The organism is Parahoeflea alexandrii (genome assembly GCF_024105735.1).
GTDB classification, from domain to species: domain Bacteria; phylum Pseudomonadota; class Alphaproteobacteria; order Rhizobiales; family Rhizobiaceae; genus Hoeflea; species Hoeflea alexandrii.
Genome location: NZ_JAAAML010000003.1, coordinates 93,822 through 106,384, shown reverse-complemented (window position 1 = coordinate 106,384; position 12,563 = coordinate 93,822). Strand labels below are relative to the sequence as shown.

The 12,563-nt window shown below is 62.5% G+C and carries 11 protein-coding genes; 5 read left to right on the top strand and 6 right to left on the bottom strand.

Annotated features, from left to right (window positions below; genetic code table 11):
- Positions 1 to 86: 86 nt before the first annotated feature.
- From GTW23_RS15365 to GTW23_RS15350, 4 genes are all read right to left on the bottom strand, one after another.
- Positions 87 to 1,265, bottom strand: coding sequence for a cell wall hydrolase (locus GTW23_RS15365; protein WP_375589135.1), 1,179 nt, complete (start codon positions 1,263 to 1,265; stop codon positions 87 to 89).
- A 172-nt stretch (positions 1,266 to 1,437) separates the two neighbouring features.
- A complete protein-coding gene (der, locus tag GTW23_RS15360) occupies positions 1,438 to 2,946 on the bottom strand; it encodes a ribosome biogenesis GTPase Der (RefSeq protein WP_152009658.1) in 1,509 nt (502 codons plus the stop codon).
- A gap of 49 nt (positions 2,947 to 2,995) precedes the next feature.
- Positions 2,996 to 3,667: a tetratricopeptide repeat protein gene (locus GTW23_RS15355; protein ID WP_152009659.1), complete on the bottom strand. Its 672-nt coding sequence runs from the start codon at positions 3,665 to 3,667 to the stop codon at positions 2,996 to 2,998.
- 131 nt (positions 3,668 to 3,798) lie between these two features.
- Positions 3,799 to 4,386, bottom strand: coding sequence for an NnrU family protein (locus tag GTW23_RS15350; protein WP_252916407.1), 588 nt, complete (start codon positions 4,384 to 4,386; stop codon positions 3,799 to 3,801).
- 145 nt (positions 4,387 to 4,531) lie between these two features.
- On the opposite strand from GTW23_RS15350, the gene GTW23_RS15345 reads away from it, so the two are divergent.
- Both GTW23_RS15345 and GTW23_RS15340 read left to right on the top strand, forming a co-directional pair.
- A complete protein-coding gene (locus GTW23_RS15345; protein ID WP_252916406.1) occupies positions 4,532 to 4,867 on the top strand; it encodes a TraR/DksA family transcriptional regulator in 336 nt (111 codons plus the stop codon).
- Between the two features lie 81 nt (positions 4,868 to 4,948).
- Positions 4,949 to 5,977: a polysaccharide deacetylase family protein gene (locus tag GTW23_RS15340; RefSeq protein WP_252916405.1), complete on the top strand. Its 1,029-nt coding sequence runs from the start codon at positions 4,949 to 4,951 to the stop codon at positions 5,975 to 5,977.
- Between the two features lie 196 nt (positions 5,978 to 6,173).
- On the opposite strand, the gene sbmA is transcribed toward GTW23_RS15340, so the two are convergent.
- Both sbmA and GTW23_RS15330 read right to left on the bottom strand, forming a co-directional pair.
- Positions 6,174 to 7,505, bottom strand: a complete 1,332-nt coding sequence (gene sbmA, locus GTW23_RS15335) for a peptide antibiotic transporter SbmA (protein ID WP_324288426.1) — start codon at positions 7,503 to 7,505, stop codon at positions 6,174 to 6,176.
- 170 nt (positions 7,506 to 7,675) lie between these two features.
- Positions 7,676 to 8,869: a YbfB/YjiJ family MFS transporter gene (locus tag GTW23_RS15330; protein ID WP_252916404.1), complete on the bottom strand. Its 1,194-nt coding sequence runs from the start codon at positions 8,867 to 8,869 to the stop codon at positions 7,676 to 7,678.
- Between the two features lie 180 nt (positions 8,870 to 9,049).
- Here GTW23_RS15330 and GTW23_RS15325 point away from each other — a divergent pair, with 180 nt between their 5' ends.
- The 3 genes from GTW23_RS15325 (at position 9,050) to xdhA (ending at position 12,561) form a co-directional block, all read left to right on the top strand.
- On the top strand, positions 9,050 to 9,823 hold the full coding sequence (locus tag GTW23_RS15325; RefSeq protein ID WP_252916403.1) for a 3-hydroxybutyrate dehydrogenase: 774 nt from the start codon (positions 9,050 to 9,052) through the stop codon (positions 9,821 to 9,823).
- 17 nt (positions 9,824 to 9,840) lie between these two features.
- Positions 9,841 to 10,977 carry a patatin-like phospholipase family protein gene (locus GTW23_RS15320; RefSeq protein WP_252916402.1) on the top strand — a complete coding sequence of 379 codons (1,137 nt, stop codon included), beginning with the start codon at positions 9,841 to 9,843 and terminating at the stop codon, positions 10,975 to 10,977.
- 99 nt (positions 10,978 to 11,076) lie between these two features.
- Entirely contained in the window at positions 11,077 to 12,561 is a 1,485-nt protein-coding gene (gene xdhA / locus GTW23_RS15315) for a xanthine dehydrogenase small subunit (protein WP_252916401.1), read from the top strand.
- Positions 12,562 to 12,563 lie beyond the last annotated feature (2 nt).

Genomic DNA, 12,563 nt, shown 5'->3' with positions numbered 1-12,563 from the left:
TCAGACTCACGCAGACGGCGGCGCACCGGGCGGCTGAAATTGCCGACGGCGAGCCGGTCTGGCATCACCTGTCGATCGCCAAGAGATCAGGACCAGCCGCCGCCGTAGGTGACATAGAAGATATGCAGGCCAATCTTGCCGACCTTGCGCATTCTCTTTGCCCAGGGCGGGCGCACATAGGTGGCGTGATAATGGGTGGAGGACCCGACTTCCTTAAGCCAGATCTTGCCGGCGGTCGTCGCCAGCGCGATTTCCTCGGCCACGTCCCAGTGCTTGGGCGAACGCACCCGGTCCTTGATACCATCGCAGGCGAAGGAGAACTGGCACCGGTTGCGCCAATTGTCATTCTGGTAGACGACGCCACAGACGGTGTTCGGATAGGTGGGATTGCGCACGCGGTTGAGAATCACCTGGGCGACAGCAGCCTGCCCCTTGACGCTCTCACCGCGCGCTTCGAAGTAGATGCCCGCCGCCAGGCAGCGCTGTTCGGCCTCAGAGAAGGTCTTTGCCGGAAGGGCGGTCGCGGCCCAGTCGTGATCATCCTTGGTGACCGGCGGGATGAAGCGGCCACGCTGCGGCACTTCGCGCAGCACAGAGCTGAACGGCGACTGCTTCGCATAATCGGGCGCCGGGGGCGCATAGGCGGTGGCCAGAATGTCGGGGTTGTCGTTGGTCACCAGGCTTGCCAGAATCGCAGGGACCTGGGGTTCGCTCTCGCGCTTGCCGGAGGCGTAAAAGGCCTTGGCGATCTCGATTTCCTTGCCCTTGATCGAAGGCTTCAGGAACGCCATGGCGCTTTCGAGATCGGCAGCCGGACGCAACAGGCTCGACTGGCGTTCCAGCACGGTGCCGGCGGAGAAATCCTTGGGTGGCTGGACGGGTGCAACAGCGATGACACGCCCCTGCTTGAGATGGCGGGTGACCCGCTCGGCATCCGGGCGCGGATCGGGTGCACCGATCTTGCCCTGGAAGGCAATCTTGTCACCATTGGGTAGGGTCACGCCGGCGCCCGAAGCGATCGAGGAGGTCAGGATGGGATCGGCAAACTCCAGCTCAGCGGCCTGGATCGACCCGGCCGGCGAAGCAGTCAGGAATGTCTTCCAGCGGGCATCCCCGCCATCACTGCCGGCGAGCATGGTCGCCATGTCGGCATGAGAGGTGACCGTCGGTGTTGACAGGAATGCCGCAAGGCCAAAAACCATGGGCGCGGACAGGCTGGCAAACCACGAATGGCCGGTGCCGGACGAACGACGCTTCTGACGCAAAACCACAACTCCGGAACACAGGATACACTTACACGAAACTGTTCCCGAGAATGGAGCATTAACCTTGATGGAGCGTTAATGAGCGACCCTGAAAAAGAGCGAGACCTACAGCGGTCCTGAAAACCGGTCAGTGCAGGCTTGTTCAGGCACCGGTCTACGCCGACGCAAACAGCTATCCACTGCGCTTCTTGGGCGCCAGTTTGCCCGATACGGTGCGCCTTGTAGATTTCTTCGGCATCACCGAAGCCCGCTTGGGCTTGCCGTCCTTGGGCGCGTAGGGATTGTCGCCGCTGCGATAGACCACCCTCAGCGGAATTCCCGGCATGTCGAAATCGGCGCGGAGCGAGTTGACCAGATACCGGGTGTAGGATTCGGGCACGGCCTCGGGCCTGGTGCAGGAAATCATGAAGCCCGGCGGGCGCGATTTTATCTGGGTCATGTATTTGAGCTTGAGCCGCCGTCCCGACACAGCCGGCGGCGGATGGTGCCCCTGGGTGTGATCGAGCCAGCGGTTGAGCTTGGCGGTCGAGATGCGCTTGTTCCAGACCTTGTGGACGAAGGCGATGTTTTCCATCAGCCGGTCAAGACCGTCGCCGGTCTGCCCGGCCACGGTGACGGCACGAATGCCGCGGATCTGCGGCAGCAGCCGGTCGGTCATCTCCCGCAATTCGGCGAGCTTTTCCTGGCGGTTGTCGATCAGGTCCCACTTGTTGAAGGCGATCACGGGCGCCCTGCCCTCGCGGACCACCAGATCGGCGATCTGCAGATCCTGCTTTTCGAAGGGAATGGTGGAATCGAACACGATCACCACCACTTCGGCAAAACGGATGGCGCGCAGCGCGTCGGCGACGGAGAGTTTCTCGAGCTTTTCCTGAACGCGGGCCTTGCGGCGCAGACCGGCGGTATCGAACAGCTTGATCTTGCGGCCCTGCCACTCGAAATCAACGGCGATGGAATCGCGGGTAATGCCGGCCTCGGGGCCGGTCAAAAGCCGTTCCTCGCCCAAAAACCGGTTGATCAGGGTCGACTTGCCGGCATTGGGACGTCCGACAATGGCAACCCGGAGCGGTTTGGTCTCGTCATACTCCGGACCTTCGTCCTCATCGTCGGCGCCCAGGGGCATGGGGATGTCGACATCGGTGACGGCTTCAGCCAGCGGATCGTGCTTGGGGGGGAAACAGCGTTCCTCGCCAAAGGCCTCGACAATCGCATCGCGCAGGTCAAGCATACCGCCGCCATGCTCGGCCGAAATAGGACAGGGTTCGCCCAGGCCCAGCCGGAAGGCATCATACATGCCCGATTCAGAGCCCTTGGATTCGGCCTTGTTGGCAACCAGAACAACCGGTTTGCCGCGCTTTCTCAAGATATCGGCCAGCAATTCGTCGGCCGGGGTAAGCCCGGCCTTGGCGTCGATCAGGAACAGTGCGCCGTCGGCCTCGTCCATGGCCGCCTCGCTCTGGGCGCGCATGCGGCCTTCCAGCGTATCGGGCCCCGCGACTTCGAGACCGGCGGTGTCGATCATGCGGAACCTGAGATCGACCAGACGGGCATCGCCTGGACGGCGGTCGCGGGTCACACCGGGCGTGTCGTCGACAAGCGCCAGCTTGCGGCCGGCAAGCCGGTTGAACAATGTCGACTTGCCGACATTGGGACGTCCGACAATGGCAAGGGTAATGGTCATGATGGATCCTTGCCCGAAGGCATCGTCTCGGTCCGGGGTGGTCGCGCGGTCAGGACGTGCCGCCCCGGGCGGCGATCATGTCCAGCATGAGGGCCGCACGGCTACTCACACCCCTGGGTGTCTCACTGTCTGCGGCAATGTCGCCAAACCACTGCGCGGCCTGGCTCATGTCACCGGCCTTGTAGGCGGAGATGCCGAGCGCTTCACGGGCAGAGTGCCGGGCCGGGTTTCCGGGAACCGCAAGCACCTCAACCTCGGCCGAAACGTCCGAATAGCTGCCGTTGTCGATCAGAAGGTAGGCTGCGCGCAAACGCGCCGCATCTCTGATGGCTACCGGCTGCGAGACGTTCTTGCCGATGGCTGAAAATGCCGCAATCGCCGCAGCGGTGTCGCCATTGTCTGCGAGCACCGTTGCCGCGCGCATCTGCGCCAGCACCGGATAGGAACCATAGCCGGTCTGCTCGAGCGCCTGGAACTCTGCAAGAGCCGCGGCGGTGTCGCCGCTGCGGGCCTTCTCAAGCGCCGCCAGGAAAACATCGCCGGACCTGGCCGCCGTGGTCTCTTTCCAGTACTGCCAGCCACGCAGGCCTGCCGTCACGGCGACGATGCCGATCGCAACGGCAAGCACGACGAAACGGAACCGCTTCCACAGCGCTTTCATGTAATCCGAACGCAGATCCTCATTGACCTCGCGGATGAATGTTGAATTGTCGTCGGTCATCGCGTCACCGGTGGGAACCGGTCCTCTCAAAATCTTGCCGCGTGCGGCGTTATGTGGGGCCTTCTAGCCGATTTTATGGCCTGTGTAAGGGGGTAGGCCACCGAAAGCTTCACGCCACCCGTCCTGTCAGGTCACATTCCGATGATCGGCGGCACCCCGATCAGCAGTTTGTGCAGCACCGCGACGAAAAGCACATAGGCCACAAGGCCGCCGACCACGGAGATGATATCCCATTTCACCGGTCCGGCCACGGGATTGCTGGTCAGGCCCGCACGCAGCCGTTTCTTCTCCGAAATCCGGTCGACGACGGCCCATGCGAGAAATCCTCCAAACAACAGCACCGACGCCAGATCGCCATTGACCAGAAGATGCGCCACCGCCCAGATCTTGACGGCGAGCAGCATCGGATGCTTGACGGCGGCCTTGATCCGTCCGTCCGGGACTTGCGACGCGACAAGGAAAATCATGACCGGCAGCATCAGAAGCGCGACGACGTGGCTCATCCAGGCCGGCGCGACCCAGAACACCACCGGATCCTGCCTTGCGATGCCATAGCCCCATACAAGGATGATGAAACCCAGGATCGAGACAACCGCGTAGATGGCTTTCCAGGCATTCAGACCCCGCCGATCGATTTGCGACTGGCGGAACTCCGGTGCAACGATGCGGACCGAATGAACACCCAAAAACACGACCAGTCCGACAATGAGCCAGATCATTCTTCTTCTCCAATTTCACATTGCGGCTCTCATCAGCCCTGCGGCCGCGACCATAGCCCGGACGGCATTTCATGAGAAGCAGCGAACAAGCGAATTTGTGTCGCGGGTATTTGTCTTGCGGCACAGGCTGGTCCAAGGTGGCGAGATGGAACCGGATCTTGATGCCGCGCGAAGGCGGCTTGATGAAAAAAGGCGCGATCTCGAGCGCATGTCGGCGATGAGCCAGGCGGCGCGTGCCCCGGTCACGCTGGATCAACAGTCGGTCGGCAGGCTTTCGCGCATGGACGCCATGCAGCAGCAAGCCATGGCCGAGGCGCAGGAGCGGGCGCGCAAACTCGATCTGGTGCGCATCGAGATGGCGGAACGGCGGTTGGCAGAAGGTGACTATGGCTGGTGCAGCAATTGCGGCGAAGCCATTCCCGACAAGCGGCTGGAGATCGATCCGATGGCGGAGAAATACGTTCGCTGCGCCTCCGGTTAGGTCTCATTCATACCAGTGCCTCATTTGAGCGACACAGATCGCGAAGCCGCCTGTCACGCGTAACACCGGATCGCAAGCATCATGAAATCAGCCGTTTTCCGCCCTGCCCTTTCAAAAGCAACAAGAGCCGTGTCGGTGACTATTGCCGTGACAGCCGCTCTGGCTGCGGGGTTGAGCGTCCTGGCGGGTACAGGAGCCCAGGCTTCCGAGCGGCCAGAACAGCTGGTGCTGATTTCGTTTGACGGCGCACACGACAACCGGCTGTGGCGGCGAAGCCTGGAGATGGCCGACCGCAGCGGCGCACGCTTTACCTATTTCCTGTCCTGCACCTTCCTGATGAGCAAGGACGAACGGAAGGCCTACAAGGCGCCCGGTCATTCGGCAGGACGTTCGAATGTCGGTTTTGCCCAAGACACCGCAGATGTGCTCACCCGGCTTGGCCATATCTGGTCCGCCTACCAGTCAGGCCATGAGATCGGCAATCATGGATGCGGGCATTTTGATGGGAAATCCTGGAGCAAAGCGGACTGGATGAGTGAGTTCAACCAGTTCGACGCCGCGCTGGAGAACGCCTGGGCCGGCAACGGCGCTGAACCACCCGCCGGCTGGACCCGGTTTGCCCGGACCGGCATCAAGGGGTTTCGCGCACCCTATCTTTCGACTGGCGAAGGGCTTTACGCGGCGATGCGTGCTCACGGCTTGAGCTATGATGCCAGCGCGGTCTCGAACGGGCCGGTACCGCCCGAGCTCGAGGGGCCGGTGGCGCGCTTCGCGCTGCCCCTGATCCCGGAAGGGCCGCGGCAACGGCCGATCATCGGAATGGATTACAACCTTTTCGTCCGGCATTCCGCCGGTATTGAAACCCCGTCGAAGTCCGAAGAGTTCGAGGCGCGGGCGCTCGATGCGTTCCGCTCGGCCTTCGATGCCGAGTACACCGGAGAACGCCGGCCGCTGCAGCTGGGCTTTCACTTCGTCGAGATGAATGGCGGGGCCTACTGGAACGCTCTCGAGCGGTTCGCCAATGAGGTCTGCGGACAGCCGGAGGTCGCCTGTGTGACCTATCAGGAAGCCATGAGGCGGCTGAAGCCTGCGGATGGCTCGGCAAGCTGAGCTGCTAGAGCCGATCATCTTCAGATTTGGTGGATTGGTTCTGGTCGAACTGCTCGTCTTCGCCAGGCCTGGATGCCTTTTTCGCACCGGCGTCGTCAAAATCCTCGCACGATGCGCTGCATCGCGCTTGCGATCTTTCCTCACTGATAGGAAAAATGCCGTCCATCAGTCCGCTTCCAGCTGAAGGCGGTCGGCTCTAGGGCCGCTTGGGATCTTCCAGCGTCTGCACCGCATCAGGGCCGCCTTCTCCGGGGGACGGATTGGGTATCGGCTGGGCAAACCCACCGCCCTGCCGGGCGAGATAGTTGCGTTCGATCTCATCGAGTTCCTGACCGCGGAAAACGGCTTCGAAAGCGTGCAGGCGCTTGTAGATCGAAATCAGCTCGACGATCGTCGTCCAGGAATTGATCAGGAACTGGAACGAGTTCGAGACCTGGCCGAAAGCGGTCAGAATCTGCTGCCAGATGCCGAGCGTGATCTTGCCCGTCACGATGGTCGGCACCAGGAGGATGTGCACGTAAATGTTGTCGGCCTGGAGATAGAAGCCGCGGGCGATGTTGAAGTACATGTAGTGGAAATAGAGCCGGAAATAGTTTTTCCGGACATTCTCGAAAAGCTCGCGCGTTGTCGGCGGCTGCGCGCGCGACGCATCATCCTCGCCATAGACCAGTTCCTTGCGGTAGGCGGCCTCGACGCGCTGGTTGCGGAATTCAAGCCCAGGCAGCTTGATGCCGACCAGCGCCAAAAGGCCGGTGCCGAAGGCCGCCCAGAACAGCAGAGCGATGAACAGCGCATGCGGGATCTCCCCGACCACGGGCAGTTCGGTCACGTATTGGGACAGCGCCCAGAGGATCGGCAGGAACGCCACCAGGGTCATGACCGCATCGACGAAGGCAACGCCGAGCCCCTCCATGATCGAGGCGAAGCGCATGGTGTCTTCCTGCACACGCTGCGAGGCGCCCTCGATGTTGCGGACCCGGGGCCAGCGCTCCATGTAGAAATTGTTCATCGCCGTGCGCCAGCGAAAGACGTAGTGGCTGACGAAAAAACGGGTGACGACAAAGACAGCGGTCGAAATAAAGGCGATCTGGACGAAAATCAGGATCAGGCCGTAGAGATCTGCCTGCGACACCGATCCGTCCCCGGTCAGCGCCTGCTGGAACTGGTCGAAGAAGGGGCGGCGCCAGTTGTTGAGAGCGACCGAGACCTGCACGCCGAAATAGGTTGTGAACAGGATGAAGACCGAGCCGAGGATCGACCAGAGCTGCCATTTGTGGGGCGAATAGAAAAACCAGAAGGCCGCAAAGGCCAGTGACCAGACCGTGTAGTAGACATAAAACCAGAGAAAGGACTGGGTGTAGAAATAGCTCAGACCGACGATTGGCTCGCCTTCGGGTTCGGGCAGGGCAAAGCCCACGGCCGCACCGAGCGTATCACCTGCCCCGTACCAGACAAGAATTCCCAGACCGGCCCAGAGCAGGACCGAGGGGAAGAAGACTTTCGGTTTCGGGAAAAAGGATTCAAACACGGGCGGGATCCTGAACTGTGTCCTGCGGTGCGGGACGTGATTCGTCTTGGGTCGTTGCGATACCTAGGACACCGGGAGAAATACGGCAATCCGGACCCATTAGCGATCACGCCATTGTGCTGAAACCATGGCTTTTGCTTTCACCGGCCGAACGGGGCCCGTGACCGGCTTCAAGCCGTCCGCGGCCGGCAGAAGACGAGCACGATGGCACCCGAGGCGAGCAATCCGGCGGCTGCGGCCAGGCTCGCCCAGGTGTAGCTGCCCGACCAGTCTGCCAGGTAACCGGCAACAACCGGGCCGAGGATCTGACCGGTTCCAAAGGCCGCGGTCATCAGCGCCAGCGCCCGGCGCGGGCTTTGCGCGGCCAGTTGCCGGCCGGCCTGCAGGCCGAAGGCTGTGACCATGATGAAGGTGGCGCCAAGCAGTACGCCGCCGATCACCGGACCGGCAGGCAGCGGCAGAAGAACACTTGCCGCAACGCCGAGCGCCTCGACGAGGCAGCCAAGCGCGAAGACATTGACAAGGCCGACGCGCCTGACGGCAGGCATCCAGTAGGCCACCGAAGGTGCGGCCGCCAGACCGGTGACCAGCCAGACACCGGCCTCAAACAGCGATGAGCCGCCGCCGTCGCGGACAATGGCAACGAGGAAGGTTGCCGTGACGATGTAGCCGAACCCGAAAATTCCGTAGGCCAGGGTCAAAGCAAGCAGTTCCCGGGTCCAGACCAGGGGCGGCTCCTTCTTCGCCGCACCGATGCGCACGACGTCCCGCGGCAGGAAGCGGCTCACCACTGCCAGACCCGCGAAAGCCAGCAGTGCCGCCATGATCCAGGCCATGCGCCAGCCGCTGTCGGCAAGAATGATCAGGCCGAACATGACGGCGGAGACGGAGATGCCGAAACCGACGCCGCCAAAATGGGTCGACTGGACCCAGGCCCGGCCAGACGCAAGTCCGTGGGACAGGACAATCGCGGAGGTGAAAACCATGACGAAGGCGCTGGCGAGCCCGGCGAGAAAGCGGATAACGGCGAGAACGATGAAATCGCTCGACATGCCCATCGCCAGCAGGAGCAGAGCCGTGGACACCAGCCCGGTCAGGGCCACCTTGCGCTCGATGCCTTCGGCCCAGCCATAGGCGGCCAGAACGGCGCCGAGAAGATAGCCGGCATAATTGGCCGAGGCGATCCACCCGGCCTCGGTCGGTCCGAGCCCCAGCCCCGCCATCATGGCCGGCAGCACCGGAGTGTAGAAGAACCGCCCCAGTCCCATCGCCACGGACATGGCAACCGCACCGGCCAGGGCCGTGGTCAGGATCTGGCGATCCGGACCCGATCCGGTGGCGGAAGACTGAGCTGAGTGAGACATGGGCCAGCGACTGCAAGTGAGGTTTGAAGCGTTACGGCTTCTCCATGAACCCGAACGGCGCGAGAGACAACCCGCAGGCCATGCCATCAACGGATTATCCGCTCCGGTAAGCGAAACTTGATTGGAACTTCCGGCTTTCATGCTTATTTGTGCATTGCAACAATCTGAAAGGACGGATCCATGAAAACCGTGATCATCAGCGGCTCCACCAGCGGCATCGGCCTGGGAATCGCCGAAAGCTTTGCGCTGGCGGGACACAATGTGGTTCTCAACGGGCTTGGCAAGTCCGAGGAAATCGAGGCAACCCGGGCGCGGTTAGCTGCCCTTGGCGCAGGCGAGGTCATTTTCCACGGCGCCAACATGCTCGAACCCGAGGAAATCGCCGACCTGGTGGCCTCGACGGAGAAGGCGTTCGGGTCTGTCGACGTGATCGTGCCGAACGCGGGCATCCAGCATGTCGAGAAGATAGAGGACTTTCCGGTCGCCAAATGGGACGCGATCATCGGCATCAATCTGAGCTCCGCCTTCCACCTGATCCGTGCGGCGATGCCGGGCATGAAGAAGAACGGCTTTGGCCGGATCATCGCCATCGCATCCGCGCACGGGCTGGTCGCCTCCCCCTACAAGAGCGCCTATGTGGCGGCCAAGCACGGCGTTCTCGGGCTGATCAAGACCGTGGCACTCGAGGGCGCCGAGTTCGGCATCACCGCCAACGCCATCTGCCCGGGCTATGTCGAGACACCGCTTGTTTCGGGCCAGATCGCCGACACCGCCAAGGCGCGCAACATGAGCGAAGAGGAGGTCATCAACGAGGTGATCCTGAAGGCGCAACCAACCAAGCAATTCGTGCAGGTGGGCCAGATTGCGGCGCTCGCAAATTACCTCGTTTCGGACCAGGCCGCCCAGATCACCGGCGCCGCACTGCCGATGGACGGCGGATGGACAGCGCAATGAGCGTCCGGAAACCGGCCGTGAGGGCGAAATCCGCTCACGTAGCTGGAGCCAAGACAAATGGCATTCGCCGGATCAATCTGGCGCTGCAGGGCGGGGGCGCGCATGGCGCCTTCACCTGGGGCGTGATCGACCGGCTGCTGGATGAGCCCGACATCGAGTTCGAAGGGCTGTCGGGCACCAGTGCCGGTGCGGTGAACGCGGTTGTGCTGGCGCACGGGCTGATGGAAGGCGGCCGCATCGGCGGCCAGGCGGCGCTTGAGGATTTCTGGCGCCGGTCCAGCCGCGGAGGCTCGGTCTGGTCGCCGGTCAACGCCCTGCCGCAAGGGGTGATTCCCGGCATGGAGTTTCTCTCGGCCGCGACCTACGCTGCGTTCGACACCATGACACGCACCTTCTCGCCCTATGAATTCAACCCTTTCGACGTCAACCCGCTGCATGACCTTCTGTCGGAGAGCGTCGATTTCGATGCAATGCACCAACACTGTGATACCAAGCTGTTCATCAGCGCCACCAATGTGCGCAGCGGTAGGGTGCGGGTCTTCGAAACCCCGGAGGTCAGCGCGGACGTTGTGATGGCGTCAGCCTGCCTGCCATTCCTGTTCAAGGCAGTCGAGATCGACGGCGATCATTACTGGGATGGCGGTTACGTCGGCAATCCGGCGCTGTTTCCGTTCTTCTACAATTGCGAAAGCCGGGATGTGATGATTGTTCACATCAATCCGATGGAGCGCGACGAGGTGCCGAAGACGGCACCGGACATTCTCAACAGGATCAACGAGATCTCGTTCAATTCGTCGCTGCTTGACGAGATGCGCGCGATCAACTTCGTCACCCGCCTGATCGAACAGGACTGGCTCAAGGACGAGTACAAGAACCGCCTGCGCCACATCCTGGTGCATTCGGTGCGAGCCGACGAGGCCCTGCTCGATCTTCCGGTGTCCTCGAAGTTCGACGTCCGCTGGTCGTTCCTCACCGATCTGCGCGATCGCGGGCGGCTCGAGGCGGACAGATGGCTCGAAGCCAACCGGGACGCGCTTGGCAAGAATTCGACCGTCGACCTCGAAAGCCAGTATCTGGGGCTGCCCGGCCCGCGCAGGAAGGATGGCAGCCAGACGCGGGATGCCCCCGCCTTGGCTGAAAGTGGCAGCGATTGACCGGCTTTGCCTGAAACTGTTGCATGCGCTTATCGCTCTTTCGCAGAGCACCGGACTGGGTTAGTTTTTGTCCAATTGGTTCAAAATCACAGAGGTGACATGGCTCACACCGACCGCACATCGATCCGCTTCCGGCTCAATGACCAGACGGTCGAGCTTGCCGGATTTGCGCCCGACCTGACGCTGCTCGACTGGCTCAGGCTCGACCGGCGGCTGACCGGCACCAAGGAAGGCTGCGCCGAGGGCGATTGCGGCGCCTGCACCGTGCTCGTCGGCCGGATCGACAACGGGCTGCTGAGCTACGAGACGGTGAATGCCTGCATCCGGCTGGTCGGTTCGCTCGACGCCACGCACGTGGTCACGGTGGAGTATCTCAACCGCCCCGATGGCGAGTTGAGCGCAGTGCAGCAGGCGATGGTGGACAATCACGGTTCGCAATGCGGCTTCTGCACGCCGGGCATCGTTGCGTCGCTGCATGCGCTGTGGCTTGCCGAGCCCAATCCGTCGGAGGCCGACATCGAGCGTCAACTGCAGGGAAACCTGTGCCGATGCACCGGCTACGAGCCGATCGTCAAGGCGGCGATTGCTGCTGCCGCAACCATTCCGGACGCCGACAATGACCGGCTTGTGGCGGCCTATGACGCGACCACCGAAGCGCTTGCAGGCTTTGCCGACGGTGCGCTGGTGACCATCGAACACGAGCGGGGCACCAGCTTCGTGCCTGGCGATCTCGACGATCTGGCCGCCCTTTACGAAGCGCATCCAAAGGCGACGATCGTGGCGGGTTCGACCGATGTCGGGCTGTGGGTGACCAAGCACATGCGTGACATTTCTCCGGTGATCCACATCGGTCACCTGGAGGAACTGAAGCAGATCTCGATCGATGATGCCGGCATTACGCTGGGTGCGGGCGTCTCCTATACTTCAGCGCGCGGCGCCCTTGTGTCGCTGTTCCCGCAGATGGCCGAATTGTGGGACCGGATCGGCGGCGAGCAGGTGCGCAACATGGGCACCGTCGGCGGCAACATCGCCAACGGCTCGCCGATCGGCGACACGCCGCCGCCCTTGATCGCGCTTGGTGCTTCGGTGACGCTGCGCAAGGGCTCAAGCCGCCGCACGCTTCCGCTTGCCGATTTCTTCATCGAATATGGCAAGCAGGACCGCCAGCCGGGCGAGTTTGTCGAGAGCATCTTCGTGCCGGCGCTTGCGGAAGACGCCTTTTTCGCGGTCTACAAGATTTCCAAGCGCCGCGACGAGGACATTTCGGCGCTGTGCGGCGCTTTCCACGTCATCACCGACGCCGAAGGCTTGGTGACCTCGGCAAGGATTGCCTTTGGCGGCATGGCGGGTACGCCCAAGCGGGCAACAGCGACAGAGGCGGCGCTCACCGGCCAGCCGTGGAGCTGGGACACCATCCAGGCGGCGCGGCTGACGCTTGCCGAGGATTACCAGCCGCTGTCGGACTGGCGGGCAAGTGCGGACTACCGGATGCTGGCGGCGCAGAACCTGATGATCCGGTTCTTCCTGGAAAGCTGCGGTGCGCCGGCGCGCATCGAACGCCATCCGGCACTGGCGGAGGCATGAAA